Source organism: Priestia sp. TGN 0903 (genome assembly GCF_050846855.1).
GTDB classification, from domain to species: domain Bacteria; phylum Bacillota; class Bacilli; order Bacillales; family Bacillaceae_H; genus Priestia; species Priestia zanthoxyli.
Window position 1 is genome coordinate 804,396 of record NZ_JBOZGL010000001.1, and the last position, 19,673, is coordinate 824,068.

The 19,673-nt window shown below is 36.5% G+C and carries 15 protein-coding genes; 4 read left to right on the forward strand and 11 right to left on the reverse strand.

Translation table 11 applies throughout. The annotated features are described in order from the left end of the window. The first annotated feature begins 1,021 nt into the window (after window positions 1-1,021). Together ACRPLY_RS04155 and ACRPLY_RS04160 are read left to right on the forward strand one after the other, a co-directional pair. A complete protein-coding gene (locus tag ACRPLY_RS04155; RefSeq protein ID WP_047751147.1) occupies window positions 1,022-1,216 on the forward strand; it encodes a twin-arginine translocase TatA/TatE family subunit in 195 nt (64 codons plus the stop codon). 110 nt (window positions 1,217-1,326) lie between these two features. Beyond that, window positions 1,327-2,418: an AI-2E family transporter gene (locus ACRPLY_RS04160; protein ID WP_432231582.1), complete on the forward strand. Its 1,092-nt coding sequence runs from the start codon at window positions 1,327-1,329 to the stop codon at window positions 2,416-2,418. A gap of 61 nt (window positions 2,419-2,479) precedes the next feature. On the opposite strand, the gene ACRPLY_RS04165 is transcribed toward ACRPLY_RS04160, so the two are convergent. Continuing rightward, complete coding sequence (locus tag ACRPLY_RS04165; protein WP_028413699.1) at window positions 2,480-2,830, reverse strand: VOC family protein; 351 nt, start codon at window positions 2,828-2,830, stop codon at window positions 2,480-2,482. Window positions 2,831-3,206: 376 nt separating this feature from the next. Here ACRPLY_RS04165 and ACRPLY_RS04170 point away from each other — a divergent pair, with 376 nt between their 5' ends. Beyond that, window positions 3,207-4,637 (forward strand): hypothetical protein, encoded by a 1,431-nt coding sequence (locus ACRPLY_RS04170; protein WP_028413700.1) that lies wholly within the window; start codon window positions 3,207-3,209, stop codon window positions 4,635-4,637. Between the two features lie 900 nt (window positions 4,638-5,537). Beyond that, window positions 5,538-6,677 carry a hypothetical protein gene (locus ACRPLY_RS04175; protein ID WP_421544359.1) on the forward strand — a complete coding sequence of 380 codons (1,140 nt, stop codon included), beginning with the start codon at window positions 5,538-5,540 and terminating at the stop codon, window positions 6,675-6,677. Window positions 6,678-7,310: 633 nt separating this feature from the next. On the opposite strand, the gene ACRPLY_RS04180 is transcribed toward ACRPLY_RS04175, so the two are convergent. The 10 genes from ACRPLY_RS04180 to ACRPLY_RS04225 all read right to left on the reverse strand — a co-directional run bounded on the left by ACRPLY_RS04180 (window position 7,311) and on the right by ACRPLY_RS04225 (window position 19,669). After that, entirely contained in the window at window positions 7,311-8,345 is a 1,035-nt protein-coding gene (locus ACRPLY_RS04180; protein WP_432231583.1) for a DUF3231 family protein, read from the reverse strand. A 121-nt stretch (window positions 8,346-8,466) separates the two neighbouring features. Then, window positions 8,467-9,627 (reverse strand): Ger(x)C family spore germination protein, encoded by a 1,161-nt coding sequence (locus ACRPLY_RS04185; protein WP_224357907.1) that lies wholly within the window; start codon window positions 9,625-9,627, stop codon window positions 8,467-8,469. Further along, the gene (locus ACRPLY_RS04190) at window positions 9,627-11,150 is read right to left on the reverse strand and encodes a spore germination protein (RefSeq protein WP_432231584.1); all 1,524 of its coding nucleotides are present in this window, start codon (window positions 11,148-11,150) and stop codon (window positions 9,627-9,629) included. The genes ACRPLY_RS04185 and ACRPLY_RS04190 overlap by 1 nt, the downstream gene beginning before the upstream one ends. Then, window positions 11,137-12,234 (reverse strand): GerAB/ArcD/ProY family transporter, encoded by a 1,098-nt coding sequence (locus ACRPLY_RS04195; RefSeq protein ID WP_432231585.1) that lies wholly within the window; start codon window positions 12,232-12,234, stop codon window positions 11,137-11,139. Before ACRPLY_RS04195 ends, ACRPLY_RS04190 begins: the two co-directional genes overlap by 14 nt. A 194-nt stretch (window positions 12,235-12,428) precedes the next feature. Continuing rightward, entirely contained in the window at window positions 12,429-13,001 is a 573-nt protein-coding gene (locus ACRPLY_RS04200; RefSeq protein ID WP_176344192.1) for an HTH-type transcriptional regulator Hpr, read from the reverse strand. Between the two features lie 233 nt (window positions 13,002-13,234). Next, on the reverse strand, window positions 13,235-14,449 hold the full coding sequence (locus tag ACRPLY_RS04205; RefSeq protein ID WP_432231586.1) for a cystathionine gamma-synthase family protein: 1,215 nt from the start codon (window positions 14,447-14,449) through the stop codon (window positions 13,235-13,237). Window positions 14,450-14,594: 145 nt separating this feature from the next. Continuing rightward, the gene (locus ACRPLY_RS04210) at window positions 14,595-14,777 is read right to left on the reverse strand and encodes a hypothetical protein (protein WP_272816163.1); all 183 of its coding nucleotides are present in this window, start codon (window positions 14,775-14,777) and stop codon (window positions 14,595-14,597) included. Window positions 14,778-14,904: 127 nt separating this feature from the next. Then, a complete protein-coding gene (locus tag ACRPLY_RS04215; RefSeq protein WP_432231587.1) occupies window positions 14,905-16,782 on the reverse strand; it encodes a sigma-54-dependent Fis family transcriptional regulator in 1,878 nt (625 codons plus the stop codon). A 264-nt stretch (window positions 16,783-17,046) separates the two neighbouring features. Then, complete coding sequence (gene lpdA, locus ACRPLY_RS04220; protein ID WP_432231588.1) at window positions 17,047-18,426, reverse strand: dihydrolipoyl dehydrogenase; 1,380 nt, start codon at window positions 18,424-18,426, stop codon at window positions 17,047-17,049. A gap of 16 nt (window positions 18,427-18,442) precedes the next feature. Continuing rightward, on the reverse strand, window positions 18,443-19,669 hold the full coding sequence (locus ACRPLY_RS04225) for a dihydrolipoamide acetyltransferase family protein (protein ID WP_243494529.1): 1,227 nt from the start codon (window positions 19,667-19,669) through the stop codon (window positions 18,443-18,445). Between the last annotated feature and the right edge of the window lie 4 nt (window positions 19,670-19,673).

The window sequence follows — 19,673 nt, forward strand, 5'->3', positions numbered from 1 at the left end:
AATGAACGTTTTGCTGTTACTTGTTAAGGTATTCTTGGAAACGGTGATCAAAAGCAAAAAAATCACATTTCCTGTCTTCATAAATAATTCTCTATTCAACTTTTAAGATACATACTTTCTAATCTTTTAAAACGCTTACAAGTTTATTTTATGAACTTTATTCAAAATATTCAATGGTAAAAATTTAGAGAAAAACATCCTTTTTTTGCTCTTTATTAAAATAAAGAATAAAACGCTTACAAAGACAAATGTTTTTATAATTCTTTTATATATCTTCCCTCACACTTCCCACATCCACATTTAGGTAATAAATTGCTTAGAAAACAATCTTCAAAAGTCATTTCTTTCATACATGTTATCTATCAATTAGTAAGAGTCATTTGACTTATCTATAAAATAGTAAAAATTCCAGAGCAGGTTTTTACCATTATTAACACATTGATCCTACGTTCACCATCACGACAAAAAAAAGACCGCACAATGAATCGATAATCTCGATTCATTGTGCGGATACTTCTTGGGCTAAAATACGTTTGTTCTACCTCTTACTTGCAGCTGATTATGAACACGCCCTTTTACGGATTTGTATTCATGCAGCTTCCATTTATACAAAACTCTTCAAACACAGGGCTCTTTACATTCTCCATTAACAATGGGGTTGCAACATGCTGGAAATTAGAATGATGAATTGTTAGGTTTGTAACGGGAGAACGTTCATAGGCTCGAATCCATAAGCCGTATTTCCCTCCATTACTTTGCAAATTCTTATGAAGACTTTTTTACATAGAGCTTATAAGGTTACTAAGACGAATAGCTATCTTTAATGCTATAATTAGCGTCGGATGCGAAAGAAAAAAGTATCACTACTAGCATTTAAATCATACATAGCCGCTCCACCTTGTTTTCGTATCATTTAAAATAAAGGAATTTTAAAGAGAAAAGTGAATAGTATAAACATGCACTTTATTTACTATCTCTTTTTAATTTTCATATATTCATTGCTTTTAAAGGAGAGGATATCATGCCAGGAGCCACAAGCATGGTCGTAATCGGGATTACTGCCTTAATTGTATTTGGACCAAGTAAATTGCCGGACATAGGACGAGCATTTGGACATTCCCTGCGAGAATTTAAAAATGCAGCAGAAGGAATTATACAAGATGACGACAAAAAAACTCCAGAGGATACCACTAAAGATAAAGAGGAAAAAGCCTAATTTTTATTTAAATGAAAGTTATACAGACTAAAAAAGCCCACTTTTAACGTGCAGTGGGTTTCTTTTTTGATGTATGATAGTAAAAAATAGTAAAGAAAGAGGGTAACTTTTTGTTTAAATCGAAACTGCATTTTTGGACATTAGAACTATTAATGATTGCTTTACTGATTTACATTTGTAAACATATTTCGTTTGTTTTTCTACCAATCGGTGTGTTTATCTCCACTTTGTTTTTTCCTATTCTTGTAGCTGGTTTTCTTTTCTTTTTATTCGAACCAATTGTGTCATTTCTCACAAGAAAAAAAGTGCCAAAAACACTGGCCATTTTACTATTATACGTTGTTTTTATCGGCGTAATTGCTTCTATTGTGGGCGGTGTGGGACCTACCTTATCTAAACAATTAACTGATTTGGCTAAGAATATTCCGTCTTACATTGTAGAAACGAGAGAGTACATAAATGATTTATCTAACTCAAGATGGTTTAACTGGCTGGTTGAACAAAAATATGTGTCGCTCGATCATATTGAAGAGTCACTTTTAAACTACGCGTCTACTTTACCTACGAATCTCACAAACAGTATTTCATCTGTTTTAAGCGTCGTAACAAATATTACACTTACGGTTGTAACCGTTCCTTTCATTCTTTTTTATATGCTCAAAGACAGCCATAAACTTCGTAAAAATACGCTGCGTATGGTTCCTGCTTCTTACCAAAAAGAAACGTTGCGTACAATGAAAGAAACAACAAATACGCTAGCTACTTATATTCAAGGCCAAATGCTCGTTTGTTTGTTTGTCGGTATTAGTACATTCATTGGTTACCTCATCATTGGGTTGCCTTATGCATTAATACTCGCACTAATAGGAGCCCTTACTAATATTATCCCGTACGTCGGCCCCTTTATTGGCGTAGCACCCGCTTTAATCGTAGGTTTATTATACTCTCCTACAAAAGCGATATTAGTAATTATCGTCGTCGTAATCGTTCAACAGCTAGATGGGAACATTATTTCTCCGCTGGTAATTGGAAAGAAATTAAACACTCATCCTTTAACGATTATTATTTTATTGCTTGTTGCGGGTAATATTGCAGGAATACTCGGAATGATCTTAGCGATTCCGGCTTATGCTGTAACAAAAACAATTGTGATAAATATTGTAAGAATGATTCAATTCAGAAACAAATCTATCAAGTTATAAAATGCAAAGGCAATACAATAAAAGGACCTTCTCTTGAAGGTCCTTTTATCATTCCATAGGTTCAGCATTCACACACCATAAGATGATTTCCATCTGGATCTTTAAATATAAACCAGTGATCGTGTTCAATTCCTGTCGTTAGCTCTACTTTTTTCTGTTTCATATACTCATAAGCTTCTTTGATATCGTTTGTATTCAAATGAAAAGCCGGTGTTTTAAAAAGCGTATTTTTTGAATAAGTTTTGCTATCTAATACAATTCCTGTTCCATTCATAGGTATCACATATAAATGATCATATAAAATGTCTCCATCTGCCGGCAAACCTAGCACGTCACAATACCAGTCTCGTGCTTTTTGTATATCTTCTACAGGAATAAAAATCGTGCCTACTTCATTTAATATAGGGTTCATTTATGACCTCCAGGGTATGTTTAGTAGTTTTAGAAAGTATTCTCTTTTAACCGCTGATATCCTTTTATGTTAAATTGCTTGCTATTCATCCAGTAAACTCCGCAGCAGAATTAGCAGTCTTGCGAACAGAGTTATCCTTCTTACATAAGGTACACAGCAAATGTATATACTTCATGACCAAATTTGGATTACGAAAAAAGAAAATAAGAAAATCTCCCCCTTCGCCCCCTTTGCACGTGTATAATGAAAAATAGACTATAGATAGTAGCCGTCTTTTGTTTGTGGCATCGAACTTTCGTGCATTACAATAGATTTAAAGCTACTATCCAACTAAGAATTAAAATGACTAACTTAAGATTAAGGAGGTTAGATGTGTATGGATTATTCATCTTTACTCATACGCGAAGTCATTGATAGAGTATCTAAATTACGCCTCTTATCTGTTTATAACGAAAGTATAAAAGGTGATTTAGAGAGCACCATCCTCCCTCTTTATCAGCAGCACTTTGAAAATAAAGATGTAAACGAAGCGTTGAGGATTTTAAAAAAAGACTTTCTCAATCGTACGAAACGCAGGTGGTTAGATGCTGCTATACGCGACTATGAGCAAAAAAAGCCCAAGAAGAATAAAGAGCTGATTGGGGAATACAGAGCGCTAACAGCTTATTATAAAACAAACGGAAAAGAACTCTTTTGCAAACAGTTTGAAAACATACCGTCTCCGGAAGAAGTCATTAATAAACGAATTGATATCCTACGTGAATGGAGTCAAGAAGATAGCTTCTTCTTAACTGATTATCCTTATATTCATCAAAAAACCAAAACGCAGCGAGAAAAAGCAATCCATACGGATATATCTATTATTATTGGGCTGACTATACTGGACCCTAGCTTCCAAAACGGAAACCATAGTATTATTGAAAGCCCGTTTTCAACTGTAGAGAACCCTTTTTTCTCTAACTCAAGAGCAAAGCTTCTCGTTGAGCAACCCCTATTAGAGAAAGAAGGAAAAGAATATTTCTTAAGTACTTATAACTCTGAAGACGGGACAGATTACGAATTGTTAATAGAAAAAGAATACGCTGAAGAAAATGGAAATAAAATTAGTGATTTAGATCGGTTTGATTATAAAGTGTTTTTAGAGATCATGAGCCAACGCGACGAGTTGTTCGCTACACAAAAAATCATTAATGTAAAGATTGGTGACCTTGTGAAAGCACTTTATAAAACAGACAGTAAGCGCAACTATCAGATGATAGAAGAAAGAATTACAAAAATGAAGCACTACAGCATGTCAAAAGTACAGCATAATAAGACAATTGCCTATGGTATTTTTGACTTTGTGGATATTACTACGATGCCAAACGGAACGCGAATTGCTGAAATTCACGTCAATGAAGTGATATATAGAGACTATATTCAACGCCAAACCGTGCGTATTTACAAAAATAAAGTAGAAAAATTAAGTTTAGACGCCGCTTACCATTTGCTATTCGTTATGCAAAAAGAGCGTCTCATTTGCTATGAAACAAAATCTTCATACAATGTCACAAGAGATTATTTATATTTTTCGACAAGAGTCCGCTTTCGAAAAAGACGCAAAAAAGAAAACCTTGTCGAAATTGAAACAGCCTTAGATGAGCTAGTCGAACAAAAACTAGCTGTCCAATCTTATAAAAGAGTGGGCCAAGTGTTTCAGATTACCTTTATTCCTGTGGGAGAAAGTGAAGTAAAAGACTTATTAGCCGGTGATTACGAATATGCTCCCCTTTCTATCTATCAAAACGTAACAAGTTCTATAGGCTAAAAGAAGAATGCTCTTATGATCTTTATAAGAGCATTCTTTTTATCTGCCTACCATTAGTTACTGCATTTTTTGCTCCACATTTCCGTGCAAAAGTGTTTTTTTGCTCCAATTCTCCATATAAACATACTATTTCCCCTGCTGATATAGTTATTAAACTTCACCTTCCCTATCATTTTGTGAACTTTTTGTGTCTGAAAGAAGTGTTATAACTAATTTTTGCTCCAGGTTCCCGTGCAAAAGTGTCGTTTTTCTTTCTATACTGCATTTACTATAAGTTTGGCTCCAATCTTCCGTGCAAATATGCCACTTTTACATAATTTTTCTTGAGACAGCGACTTTCCCCCTTCGTTTTCTGCGTTTTTTGCTCCAAATCTCCGTGCAAAAGTGTTTTTTGCTCCAGATTTCCGTGCAAACATGCCACTTTTTTAAAAAAGCGCGATTTTTTCTGCAAATGTTCATTTATTCTTTGTAAAAATGTGAACTTTCTGTGTCTAAAAAAGGGCATTTTTTTGTTTTATGTCCCTATTTTCCGTGCAAATGTGTCACTTTGTTGCCCAAATCTTTATTTTTATCATTTTTGCTCCTATTCTCCGTGCAAATATGTCATTTTTACATCAAAATTTTTTTTGAATTTGTCACATTACGTGTATTTCATCCGTCATAATACGACATTTGTCTTAAGAATGCTGTTTTATCAACGTTTATGAAATGTAACGCTATTTTTGCTCCACATCTCCGTGCAAATATGTCACCTTGTAAATAGATGTCTCGTCCCTTGGTATCACTAGTCTTTTTAAAAAATGCACCATTTTTCCGTGCAAATATGTCATTTTACAGCCTATATGACTGTGTCTATACTGTAAAAGATGACGTATATAGTTTTGGAAAGGAGGTAACTACATGAGTATACAAAAGCTGGCACTAAAACGGCACACTCTGATAGCAAACAAGCTGCTGATTGTCATGAGTGGTTTAAATAGAGAGACGAAACGAGACAACAGCTATTACTATGAAAAACATTCATTTGGTCTAGCAAAAAACTTTGTAGACATAAAGTGGACGGGTTCTCTGATGAAGCAAATTTTAGCTTACGTAGCCAAATGTAACAGCCAAGGTCATATTTCAATTATTTCTGAGCAAGAACTGGCTAATACAATCCAATGTTCCGTTCGGACCGTTCAAAATAATAATAAGCTTTTAGAAGACTATGACATCATTCGCTGGGATCGTTTATGGGGAGACTATATTCAAGTTTCTTTAAACAACTATTTAGAGGATTTTTTAGATTTACATATAAAAGAAGCTGCTGATGCTCAAAACATATCATATACTCCGGAAATGCTTGATAAAGATCACAATACATATACTTCAAAAGGTGGTTACACTTCTGTTTCGATGGAAGTGATTTATCAATTGCTGGCTATCAAAAATATTAACATGCTGCGCCTGGCTTTACGTGCTTTGTATGTATACGAATCTGATGTAAACGTAAAGAAAGATTCAGAAGCCCTTTTATCTTACACTGAGGTAAAACACATTCTTCCAAAATACATTGGCTATAAAGCTGCTATTAAAGAAATGGCTAGTAAATTGAGTACAATTTTCCGTATCGATATACTAGAAAAAGATGATTGTGTCAAAACATTATTAGAAGAAAAGCAGCCAAGAAAATCAATTATTGAAAAAATCAAGGATGGTTTTATTTTAAGCTTTAATTTAACTGGTGCTCATGATAGTAAAAAACAAAAAGAAATCGAAAAGATCCGTGGAGAGCATGCATTTGCTCAGTTTAAGAATTTCTTTAAATCTTTTGGTCATTATTCAATTAAAAAAGAAGATATTCATTCCATTGTACATGAGTTTGGTTTAGATATAATCGAAAAATCATTAACGTCCGTTCAGCGTTACTTACAACAAACTTACATAGAAGAAAGTATGGATGCATTTCGCCCTCTTGTGCATGAAATGGAGTCAAACTTCTTTACGTATATCCGCAAAATTGCCAACGGGTATTATCAGGCAAAAATTAACGCTCTATAATACTCTTTTTTGTTATGCCTTTTTTTACTCACCTCTACTTTATTTCCCTCCTATTCTTTCTTTCTCTTTAACTTACTAAAATATATTTGTCTATTAACTATAATAAATCTCTTTAAATGATAATGATTTTCATTTTCGTGAAAAAAATCAACTAAATGAACAAAAAATACAATAAATAAACGTTATTTTCCGATCGATTGCGTAGAAAATATGGCCGTTATAAAAAAATCCTATATTTTTTCGTGAAAATTCTTGTTGTTAACTGCATTTTTTTTGATTCCTTAATACCCCTTAAACTCAGTCAGCAGAAGGCTTTTACCAATATAATTTTTAACAATGTTTATAATCTCTTTAATTTCTTTTTAATCTCTTATAAATGTATAGTAATTTCTTTAAAATAAAGAGCAGCGAATAAATAGCATTTTTTATACAGGGAGACATTGAGCTCCTATACAAATTTTAATCCTAAGCTGGTTTAGTTTAATGACTAGTAAATATAAAAACAGGATTAACAGCTTTTTTTCTCTTCAAATAAAACACACACAAAACCTGGAGATCTGTATTGTGTGTGTTTTATTCAGTAGAGCTATATAGGTTAAGAACTTTTTACATATTTTATGGCAGGTTGTTTCATTAGTTGGAGTTTAAATGATCTCTATCTACCGCTTCCGGCGGTGTTTCCATCCAGCCGTTTTCCATCATAATAGATGCAGCATCATATACAAACCTTGAGATATTTGTCATTGATTTTCCATATAACAGCGCCAAATCATGCCTTCCATTGACGGCTACTGAATTTCCAAAAGCTCTCATTTTCATTGAGAACATATCCATTTTGTGAAACAGCATCAATTTATCCGAAAATGGTGAAAAAGTAGAAGTAGTGACTAAATGATCAAGAAAAGATGGCGCTGGTAAATTAGCTCGGTGAAGCTTTTCGATATAGCGTTCTACCGCATTATTTGTCAGATCTTCACCTTTTACAAATAATGCGCGGATTTTTTCACTTTTAACAACTTGACTAAATGCTAAGATTAAGGCTTTACTTGTCACATTATTCTCGATGTTATCGTACAAATGAGCAATTTCTAATGCATGCAAAGGTCGAACATCTCCTATAAACCCGCTTAAATAATGAGTGTTAGCCATGTTCACTTTTTCTGGTGCAGGAATAATTGGCGGCTTAATAATAAGTCCTTTATCCATTAAGATTGCTTTTATTTGCTCCATCAGTTCCATTGTAGCTTTCATACAATACGTTAAAAATGTCTTTACATCTTCTCTATACACTAGGGGCAGTGCGATACTGTAAATGCTTAGTCCCGCTTTAGCAGCATATTTTAAATAATACACGTAAAATTCATCTTCAAACAGCTTTGGAGCGCCTACGTTCACGTCTTCTTCCGTAAATCCATATGGAATTGGCACATTCTCTTTTGTGAAAATGTCTTTTACGGTACTTTGAAATTCTTCCGTTAGGCCTTTTGCATGCTGTAACAGGTTTTTTATATCGGGATCTTCAACGTGTTCAAGAAAATAACTTAAAATATACGAAGACATGCTGTTGCCCATATAGGTTGCCCAAAGTTTACCCATTTCGGGGGCTGTTAATTTCTCTTTCACGCTTGTTTTTTTTGAACCTATTTTAATTGGTTTGATTGTTTCCATCTATAATCTCCTAATTCAATTTGTTCTTAGGTTGGTCTTTTCTATTTTATCTATTCCTCCACTTTTGTCCTTTGTTTAACGAGTTAACATTATCAGGTGAGATATGCAGGTTTTCAGTGTTTTAATCTAAAGTCGCACCTATTCGCTGTTTGTTTCCGTGCTTAACCTGTACGTTGACCTTCACATTTATTGAGTCTTGTGTTAAAGGAATTGCCCCGTTGCTTTGAACAGCTTTCCATTTGCGCAGTTCTTTTTTGTAAAGAACATGAGAAAGCCTGTAAACATCGCTGTTTATACTTAAGCCTTGCGCGTACGTTTCAATAATTTGTTTCTTAATTTTCTGTTCAGCTTCTTTTTTTATAGTTGATAGTTTTTCGTCCTGCGGCATAACTAAAATCGTTGCTTTTGCCCGAACTTTTATATTAAATGTTAGATTACTACCTTTTATAACAGGTTCAATTTTTACTTTTTTCTTGTCTACCACAAGATCAATATCGGAATGATCAGGCAGCCTTACCCGTAAACCAGCTCGTACAAATTCATCGCTTATCCATCTGAGCCCTTTGATTTTATTCTCAGAAAAAACTCCTTTTAATTCAGATGATGTAATAGCCACTGCTCCGTTTACTTGAATAGCTGTTTCTCTTTTTTGATCCGTTGTTAAATGTTCTTTAGTCTCAACTAAAGGAATGTTTACTTCATGACTTGGTTCGTTAAGATGGATAATGAGCTCTCTTAAATCAACTGGTGGAATAAATGAGTTTTGCTTAAAAATCACTTTAGGATCGCTCAAGCGTGAAAGAGCGTTAGATACTTCGAACATAGGGGTAGCTAACAACGTTTTTTTCAAAGGGCTTTTTGTAGCATACATCCAGATGTTGTATCTCGTTTCCCGATAACGATCTAAAAAATCCACCGCAGATTTGACAGCGCCATGCTTTAACGCATCGTCCGTTAAAACAAGGAAAGCTAAGTGCCCAAAAAAGATTCTGCGCTGGGAAATTTGATAATACCTAAAAATAGCTTCATCAATGGTTTTTCCTGTTGCATAGCCAACTTCTACTTTGACTTGACCAGCGCCAGCACCGCTTGCCTCGGATTTTGCCAGTAAACTTAAATTGATTGTCTGCAGATAGAGAACGTAACGATTATCTTTAAAATCTACCCCCATTCCCTGTGCGTATACCATTTGTTCCGGTTCATTCGTATCCCAGCACCCCGAAAGAAACAATAAAAAAGAGCTCATAACAAGTATAAGTAAGTTCCTTATGGTTCTTTTCACTAACTTCCTCCTTCTTCGCGGGTGGAATCGCTTGGGTTAAGCATACTAGCTCTTGTAGCTTTTTTACTTTCGGGCAGGCGGAAGAGAGATTTTAAAATGTTTTTCGCGTCTAGTCGGGTTGCTAATTCGAAATATGGCACACCAAACGTCCGAATGTTTGTAATATAAATCATGACTAAAAAGATGGAAATAAAAAAGCCAAAAAAACCTAAAATGCTGACACAGATAATACTAAAAAAGCGGATTAGTGAAATGGTTCCTATCAGGGACTGATTTGCTAGCGTAAACGTAGCAATCGTAGAGCCTGCAATAACAACAAGCATGGCGGGACTTGTTAAACCGGCTCTAATGGCTGCATCACCGATAATAAGCCCTCCGATTACACTGAGGGTCTGCCCGACAGAAGTCGGGAGTCTAAACCCTGCCTCTCGAAACAATTCAAATAAAAGAAGCATTAATATTGCCTCAAGAGAGGTAGGAAACGGGACACCTCTTCTTGCTTCAACAATCGTAGCTAATAAGCTGAGCGGAAGCTGATTTTGATGAAAAGCCGTCATTGCAACCCAAAAACTAGGCAAAAAAGCAGCGATAGAAAGCCCGAAGATTCGAAGAATACGCTCAAAAGAGCTGTATAAATATGTATTTTCTTTATCCTCAGATCCTTTTAATAAGTAAAAAAGGTTAATGGGTGTAACATACGCATATGAAGTTCCATCAATTAATATAATGAACCGGCCATTTAAGAGAGATTGAACCGCAAAATCAGGTCTCCCTGTATAAGCGTGGCGAGGAAAAAAACTATACGGATTTTTATTAATGAGCTCTTCTAGCTGTGTTCCGCTGAAAATACCGTCTATATCGATATTCCCTAACTTCTCCATAATCTCGTCAAGTATCTTCTTGTCCGCTACGTCTTCCATGTATAAAATGCTTACTTTTGTTTTTGTTCGTTTTCCAATCTCTAAAGATTTTGTTAACAAGGAAACCGATTTAAGACGCTTACGAATTAAAGCAATATTCACAGGTAAGTCTTCAATAAAATTATCTCTAGGACCCAATATGGTTACTTCATTTTTCGTTTCTTCTGGACTTCTTTGAGGACGGTCAGAAATATCGATAGACACAACAGCGTGTGGTAATCCAAAATCAATGAATAATTTCCCAGAAAAAATTTCTGAAACTGCCTGTTCTTCATTTTGAACGATAGAAACTGAGGGAAGGTTTAATAATTTTATGATCTTGTCTCCTTCTACTTCCCCCTCTAGCTTAGCGCAGCATTCCTCTAATCTTTTAGGGATCATTCCATATAGCATTTCCGTACTCACTAAACCGGTACAATAAATCATAAGCACTCGTTTGTTATAAAAATAAACGGTCTCGAAGTTAATATCGCCGCATTTTCCAAATAAATCTCTTAACGTACGCTCATTGATGATCTGAGAACGAGAAGAACTTTCTTTTAAAAGACTTTCGCTCTCTTGTTTTTTAGAGCTGTAGTCTTTTTGCTTCTTAAAAAATTCCACTTTTACCCCTCCTTGTTTTATGAGAAATTAGAAAGACTATGACTACTAAGAAAAGAGAAAAAGCAACAAACAGCCAGAAAGTAGCCGGTATGATTGTAAAAAATAAAAGATTTGAAAAAGTAAAGTCTGTTATAGGAACCAGCGTGCATACAGTGATAACCACTAAAATGAGTAAAAGAAACCTTTTGTGGCCTTTTTGAAACGGAACTAATTCTTTCATAATAAAAAGAAAGGTCGAAATGCGGATGAAGGTACCCGACAGCCACTGATAAATAGATAAAAAGTCGATATGCTCTATAAACTTTCCAAGTGATGCAATTCCCCATTCTTCATAGGGGGGGAAACGTTGCTTAGAGGCTTCTACAGGACCAAATTCAGTAATTGCCCCAATAAGAGGCCCAATCGTAAGGCCTGTTAAGAGAATTCCTGCCACCGCTAAATGCTTATAGCGTATAGGCTGCGGTACTTTGTGCTGCAAGAAAAGCAGCAGCAGCAGCTCTACCATCCCTGATCCTTGAAATACAATACTTTTAATAACCGGAAAATAGCCATTTTCTAAAACAGGCTGCAATAAAGAATAATCTTTAAATTGAAAGTTTGTAAAAGAAACAAAAAAACCTAATAGTACAATAAAAAATAAAAGAAACACGTTTACAATACTAATCGTTCTCATGCTCGTAGCGGCAAGTAAGCAACAGGTAAAACCAAATAATAAAACGAGTATAATTAAAGGTGTTCGCTGAAGAAAAATAATATTGATCCACGTAATCGTCTCTCGTAAGGTGGCAATTTCCATAATGGTCAAATAAGCGATTATAAGAAAAATAACAACGTTGGTAAATGACTTATTCATATGTTTTTTCATCCATTGAAAAAGATGTTCGCCGTTTGTTTTTTTATTTACATATACGAGTAAAGGAACCCATATGAGTGTTAAAAGACAAGTAAGAAGAACAGTGATCCAAGCATCGCGCCCTGCCGTTTTAATTAATGGAGATATAAGCATCACATGAGTTTTTAAGCCAATAAACGTCATCGAAAGAAGGATCAGCTGAAAAACAGAAATTGAGTCTGACTTATTCATGGTAACTACTCCTTCTCTCTGATAAATTTACTACTGGTAGCTTATCCTAAATTTCTCATAATATAATGGAGAATCATTATTCACAAAATAAAAAAGAGCTGTTTTATACGTGAAGTTTCTCACGGATAAAACAGCTCGGTCTGTTATTCACTTATTTTCACGAAGCCCTATTCTCTGCCCATTATTCAGCGCGTTCAATTACTAGTTAGCTGGACTTCTTTCTTATCTTCCTTTTCTTCTATTCCCGCTTCTTCTATATTCACAAAAGGTTGATCAGCAACGGTCACTAGGTCGCCGCCGCAAACGTGACGAACAACGGTTACGAGCTCTGGAAAATCGGGAAATTTTCCGTATAACGTTTTTAAAGGAAGTGCGCCTTTGCACACCTTACTGTTATGTGGTTCATACCCTTTGAGCGTGTCAAGCAATAATTGTTCTCCCTTTTCAGTCAGTTTGATGTAGGTATTTCTTTTATCATTTTCCCTTTTGGATAAATGAAGGCATCCTTGATTTTCTAATTTTTTCGAAAAATTAAATGCTGTAGAGATATGCATAGCGCCTAAGTTAGCTAACTCTGACATCGAGATTTCTCCCGTGTTGCTAGCCAAACATAAAATATGATGCTCATTTACATTCAGACCATAAGGTTTCACCCATTGCTCCCAATCATCTTCTGCAGCTCGCCAGATGGCTTTACTTACCTGCATTAATTTAAATCCAAACAATGATGCATCTTTTATTGTGTATTCATTTTCTTGTTTCGACATACTATCATTCCTTATTTGTAGGCTATTGTAAGTTAGTTTATTTTTAAAGCGTGTAAAAAACATTTTTATTTCATCTAATTTATCAGTATACCTACAAAATCAGACGAAAAAATACACGTGCAGTTTAATTTCTCAGCTTTATTCCACAATATCTCTGCAATTTTGAAGAAACGTCTACCAACTAAAAAGAGTTGCTTACCTTATTTTTATTTAAAAAAGTAATACATGTCTTTTTAATTACTAATAGGTGATGCAGATTCTAAGTGAGCAAATGCTTGTTCTAAGTCTGCAATTAAATCTTCCGTATCTTCAATTCCTACAGATATGCGAACCAGTCCTTCGGATATTCCAAGAGCTTTACGTTCTTCAAGCGTACATTCTACGTGACTAGTCGTTCTTGCCGGACCGTAAATCGTTTCAACTGCTCCTAAATTACCGGCTTTATTTGCATACGTTAACTTTGGCAGCAAAATTTTAATAGCTTCCATTTCTCCTTTTAACACAAAGCTTAATATTCCGCCAAAGCCTTTCATTTGTTTTTTGGCAATATGATGATAAGGGTGTGTTTCCAATCCAGGATAATAGACGGCTTCAACAGCTTCTTTCTTTTGAAGAAATTTAGCAATTTCCAAAGCACTTCGTTCTTGTTGACGTATACGCAGCTTTAACGTCTTCATTCCTCTTAAAATAAGATACGCTGACATAGGATCCATGGTCGCGCCATTGATCTCACGGTAGTGATACACATGCTGCATTAATTCTTTAGAGCCGCATACTACTCCGCCTAAGGCATCCGCATGTCCGCTTAAAAATTTTGTGGCACTGTGAATGACAAGATCTACTCCTAATTGAAGAGGGTTTTGGTTAATTGGTGTCGCAAACGTATTATCAATAATGACCACTGCCCCTACCGATTTTCCTGCTTTCGCTATTCTTTCAATATCAATAATTTTCATCGTAGGATTTGTAGGAGATTCTAAATACAGCACTTTACATCCTTTATTTACTTCCGCTTCAATTTCTTCATGATTCCCCGTATTACATAAGGTTACATCCACTCCAATGTTAGGAAGAAACTCAGTGAAGATTTTGTTTGTTCCCCCATATGTATCTTTTACCGATACGACTCGGTCTCCGGGTTTTAAAAACGTGTATAATGTGCTGCTAATAGCCGCCATGCCGGAGGAAAATGCGACCGACTCTTCTGCTTCTTCAAGTATCCTTACTTTTTCTTCAAAAGCTTTAACCGTAGGATTACTCATGCGATTATACGTATAGCCTGGTTTGTTTCCTAACGCAACTTCTTGCCATTCGTCTACATCATCATAATTGTAAGCTACGCTGAAGACGACGGGAACTTGAGTGGCATTGTAAGCAAGCGATTCTTTTTCTCCTGCCCATACCGCTTTTGTGCCGTCTTGTACATTTCTAAACTGTTTGTCTGTCATTCACTCATCACCTCTGGTTTTGTTAATTAGATATTGATTAAATTATATATTGTATACAATATACTGTATATAGTACAGAATAATCTGATAATAAAATATGCGTACATTCTTCATTAAATTTAAAAAAGATCGAGATATAACGAAATCAATTCAATCTAACGACGAACAAATAGGATACATGAGCTGAACGCTCGTGACAGGTCAGTTGGTTCCGTGCAAGACTTCGCTTTCCGAAGGCGGCCGCTGAGCCTTCTCGTCGCATACGCTCCTGTGGAGTCTCACCTGTTCCGCTTTTCCCGCAGGAGTTTTCGTCTTGCCCTCCAATCAACTGCTAGAAGGGTCTAAACAAATCGAACGTACGTTCACCCTAAAAAAAACGAACCACTAATCGAAAATCTTGATCAATGGTTCGTTTTTTACTTTTTCTAAATTTAAAACAGCTAGAAACTCTCAGCTTATAAATTGAATTTTTTTAATCTGTTATAAAATGTACTTCTTGGTATATCTAACAGCTTAGCAGCAAGCGACACATTTCCCTGCGTTTTACGTAAAGCATCCATCATCAAGTCTTTTTGAACTTTTTCACGAAATGTGAGTGCGGATAGGGACGTAAAATCGTTTTCTTCTATTTCTTGTGAAGTATCAGAGTGAGAGATGTTCCTCTGACCACCAAGATGTAAAGAACTCAAATAACTCAATATTGTCTCTTTTTCTGTGTCCGCGTTTAGTGAAATTTTCAAGCGTTCAAGTACATTAAATAATTCTCGAATGTTTCCCGGCCACTGGTAATCTATCAATTTATCTACTAGTTCCTTGGGGAAATTCATATTCCAATCATTCGTTTGACAAAAGTACCGCATAAGATGTGGAATATCTTCTTTTCTTTCCCGTAAAGGCGGAACATACACGGGGTACACGTGAAGCCGGTAGTATAAATCTTCTCGAAACTTCCTTTCATTGACAAGTTGGCGAAGATCTCGATGAGTAGCGGTAATAATCCGGATGTCTACCGGAATTTCCTGATTGCTTCCCACAGGCGTGACCTTGCGCTCTTGCAATACTCTTAACAAAGAAACTTGCATAGAATGAGGAAGTTCACCTATTTCATCAAGAAAAATCGTACCATGATTAGCCTGTTCAAACTTCCCTTGATATCCTTGACGCCGTGCTCCTGTAAAGGCTCCTTCCGCATAGCCGAATAATTCACTTTCCATAAGTTCCTTCGGAATGGCACCACAATTAAGAGCAATAAAAGGCCCGTTTTTACGCGAACTGTTTTCATGAATCGTTCTCGCCACTACTTCTTTTCCAGTACCTGTTTCCCCTAAAATATAGACCGTTGTATCCGTAGGAGCCGCCTGCTTTATTTCTTCTAATGTTCGCTGAAAGGATCGGCTTATGCCTGCTTCTCCTTTAAAACAAAATGATTGAGCAGAGATCTGTTTAGTTGTTTGGTTATGAGTCGTTTCTTCTGATAAGTAAACAATCTTTCCAATAGAATGACCGTGTCTTTTTGAAATTACAGGCACTTCCATTACTATACGAAATCCCTGTTTTACAATCGTATTCAACTGCAAGCCTGACCATTTTGGTATACATTCCCGAACGGTTTTACTTGCTCCTACAATCACTTCTTTGTAATTGCAAAGCAGCAAGAGCTGCTTGCTATCGACAAAATTCATAGAAGCATGAACCAAATCTATTTCGTCTTTGTGCATTCGAATGCTTAACTCCCGTTCGATTGTATACGCAATGGACGTAACCATTCCAAGCATATAAGGATGCGCTCTGTTTACGGGACAGGAAATATTAATAATCCCAATTAAATTTCCGTCGTCATTTCGAACAGGCGCCGCCGAACAGCTCCATTGATGCGAAGCAATCGAATAATGTTCTGTACCTGTTATCATAATGGGTTCTTCCGTTTGCAGAGCCGTCCCGATTGCATTTGTTCCTACTTCTTTTTCTGTCCAACAGGCACCTTCCACAAAATTAATTTTTCTTGCTTCATTCAGTGTAAGTCTATTTCCTGTAATAGATAAAATATAGCCTTCTGGGTCAATTAATAGAGCAACCATTCCTAAATCTGCCGCTGATTGTCTGATTCTTTCTAAGTGCGGCAACGCCGTTTCAAGAAATAAAGAGTTCATTTGTTTTCGAGAATGAAAATCTTCGTTTCTTAAAATCGATCTGCCTTTATCTAGGTAAGGGTTAACATCTGCGCTTTTACAGCGGTGCCACGATTTTACAATGATGTCATTTAACCTTGAAGATTCAAGTGCTCCTTCGTTTACAAAACGTTTCCATGTGTTTAAAGAAAGTGTGGATTCCATTTCTTACCTCTCCCCTATAAACTTAATTGAATATAGTAAATCAAGGCTTGTTACTATTATTATAAATCACAAAGAAAACGTTATCATTACCAAAGATAGATTCTTAAACTCACGTTATGTAAAAATTAATAGAAAAACTAGACGAGGATGCAGGAAAATCCCTCTCCCTCTTTCATGATTCCTTCATCCTCTAGTTTACCTTTTTGAATCATTCATTTTTACTTTTCATTCTTAAAGAGCTTAATAACTTGAGCACTTGTATAATCATGAGTGAACGGCCTGACCCGCTGAATGCAAAAGAGCTTCATGAATCGCTTCGGATAATGTAGGATGAGCAGCGATAAAGTCTTCCATTACATCCGTGGTCAACTCCCCGTGCAGCATGATAGTTCCTTGTCCAATTAATTCTGTAGCATGTGCACCTACAATGGAAAGCCCAATAATTTCATTAAACTGCGGTTCTACGATTACTTTCACTTTTCCAACAGAATCATTTGCAATCATCGCTTTGCCGTTTGCCGTAAACGAAAATTCTCCGATACGAACATCACCGTATTTTTCTCGGGCCTGTTTTTCTGTCAAACCGACACTTGCAATTTCAGGATGAGTATAGATGCAGCGTGGTACAGCTCGGTAATTCACGCTCTTATCTTTTCCGTATGCATGCAAAGCAGCAACTGTGCCTTCATGAAAGGCTACATGAGCAAGCTGAATTCCACCGACTACATCTCCACAAGCATAGATATTAGGTATATTCGTTTGCATATGCTCATTAACATCAATTCCTTGTTTTGAAAAATGTATGCCAAGCTTTTCTAAACCTAAACCTAGCACTCTAGGCTTTCTCCCAATTGAAATTAATGCATAGTCAGCCTGCAGTTCATGCAGTTCTTCTTTATGTTTAAATAGAGCCGTTTTATCTTCTGGCTGCATTTCTGTTAGCGAAGCGGATGTATAAATCGTTACGCCTTTTTTCTCTAACTCTTCCTGCAACATAAAGGCGATATCGGCGTCTTCACCAGAAAGCAGCTGATCTGCCGCTTCCACAATCGTTACTTTTGTTCCCAATTGACTGTAAATGCTTGCAAATTCACACCCAATTACCCCTCCTCCTACTATTAAAAGAGATGAAGGGATAGCAGGCAGCGACATCGCTTGTCCACTGTGAATGATCCACTTTCCATCAAACGGAGCAAACGGCAGGCTAGCAGGTTCTGAACCTACAGCAATAATAAACTGTTCAGCCTCTATTTCTTCTACTTGATTTTCATTTCGCACGGCTAGGCGATGATTTGTCAAAAAAGAAGCTTCTCCTTTCATGACTTTAATACTGTTCTTTTTCATCAAATAGCCAATTCCCCTGACCAAGTTTTTAACAATGGTTGTTTTATGATGCTGAACGCCATCCCAGTTAATTTTCACTTGTTCTAAAGGAAGAGTGATGCCGAATTGCTCAGCTTGCTTTATTTTCTCATAGGCTTCCGCGCTTGCTAATAATGACTTTGTTGGCATGCAGCCCTCATTTAAACATGTTCCACCTAAATCTTTTTGTTCGATTAACGTAACTTGTTTTCCTTGCCGGGCGGCAGTGATTGCCGCCACATATCCTGCAGGACCGCCGCCAATGACAACTAAAGGTTTCATGGAATGCACCACCTTTCTATAAGAGTAGTAAAATAGGTTGCTCTAAGTATTGTTTAATAGTTCCAAGGAAATTAGCTGCAGGTGCTCCGTCCAGTACGCGATGATCAAACGTCAGGCTTAAAGGCAGCACGTTTCTTCTTTGTAAATCGTCTCCTATATACATAGGTACATCTTCAGTAGCTCCCACACCAAGGATTCCTGTTTCAGGCGGGTTCAATACAGGTGTAAAATACTCTACTCCGTAAGCACCCAGATTAGTAATAGTGAATGTAGAACCTTGCATGCTATCAGTACTCAACTGACCTTGCCGAGCATCTGCTGCTCGTGTTTTAATCTCTGCAGCTAATTCAACTAACGGCATTTTTTCAGCATGTTGCACAACAGGAACAACTAGCCCATTCTCTAAAGCCACGGCCATTCCAAGATGAACATGATGATAGAGATGAATTTCGTTATCGATATACGCACTGTTCATTTGCTTGTGTTCTTGAAGTGAAAGAACAACAGCGCGAGCAATAAAATCAGTTAGAGAGATTTTCACCTTATGGCGTTGTTGAATCACTTCTTTAATTTCTCGTTGAAGAGACAGCAAATCCGTCACGTCAGCTTTCATATTAATCGTTAATTGAGCACTGTTTAGTAAGCTATTATGCATTCGGCCTGCAATGACTTTCCTCATCCCCGCTACTGGAAGCGTTTCTTTTTTTGTAGCTTTATCTATTTCAACTGGTGGATGACTTGTTTCTGAAGCTTTTTCTGTCAGCACTTTCTCTACATCCGCTTTTGTGATTCTTCCTTTTGGTCCCGTGCCTTTAATCATTTCAATGTCAAGGTTTTCAGATTCTGCTATTTTCCGTGCAATTGGTGAAATGCGCACAGTTTCTTTGCTCTTCTTTGATGAAACTGCGTTTGCTGGTGGCTCTTCTAAAGAGATAGTGGCGGCTACCTCGTTTTTAGGAGCCTGAAGCTCATTTGCTGAACTGCTTTGCTCAGTAAGCTGCTCGTTTGGATTTCCAACATAACAGATAATCGTTCCAGGAGGCACACCTACATCTTCTTGCACAAGGATATCAAGAATCACACCGTCCTGCGGCGCTTCAATTTCCATTTCTATTTTTTCAGAATTAATACTTGCAATCATATCTCCTTTTGAAACGGAGTCTCCCACTTTTTTATTCCATGTCGAAACGGTTCCTTCTTTCATTGCCATACCTAGTTTTGGCATTACAACCTCTGCAGCCATTTGC

What these genes read in the sequence shown, in the direction of transcription:
- ACRPLY_RS04170 (WP_028413700.1), top strand. Translation starts at nt 3,207, where the DNA reads ATGGATTATTCATCTTTACTCATACGCGAAGTCATTGATAGAGTATCT.
- ACRPLY_RS04215 (WP_432231587.1), bottom strand. Translation starts at nt 16,782, where the DNA reads ATGGAATCCACACTTTCTTTAAACACATGGAAACGTTTTGTAAACGAA.
- ACRPLY_RS04165 (WP_028413699.1), bottom strand. Translation starts at nt 2,830, where the DNA reads ATGAACCCTATATTAAATGAAGTAGGCACGATTTTTATTCCTGTAGAA.
- lpdA (WP_432231588.1), bottom strand. Translation starts at nt 18,426, where the DNA reads ATGAAACCTTTAGTTGTCATTGGCGGCGGTCCTGCAGGATATGTGGCG.
- ACRPLY_RS04175 (WP_421544359.1), top strand. Translation starts at nt 5,538, where the DNA reads ATGAGTATACAAAAGCTGGCACTAAAACGGCACACTCTGATAGCAAAC.
- ACRPLY_RS04180 (WP_432231583.1), bottom strand. Translation starts at nt 8,345, where the DNA reads ATGGAAACAATCAAACCAATTAAAATAGGTTCAAAAAAAACAAGCGTG.
- ACRPLY_RS04205 (WP_432231586.1), bottom strand. Translation starts at nt 14,449, where the DNA reads ATGACAGACAAACAGTTTAGAAATGTACAAGACGGCACAAAAGCGGTA.
- ACRPLY_RS04200 (WP_176344192.1), bottom strand. Translation starts at nt 13,001, where the DNA reads ATGTCGAAACAAGAAAATGAATACACAATAAAAGATGCATCATTGTTT.
- ACRPLY_RS04225 (WP_243494529.1), bottom strand. Translation starts at nt 19,669, where the DNA reads ATGGCTGCAGAGGTTGTAATGCCAAAACTAGGTATGGCAATGAAAGAA.
- ACRPLY_RS04155 (WP_047751147.1), top strand. Translation starts at nt 1,022, where the DNA reads ATGCCAGGAGCCACAAGCATGGTCGTAATCGGGATTACTGCCTTAATT.
- ACRPLY_RS04195 (WP_432231585.1), bottom strand. Translation starts at nt 12,234, where the DNA reads ATGAATAAGTCAGACTCAATTTCTGTTTTTCAGCTGATCCTTCTTTCG.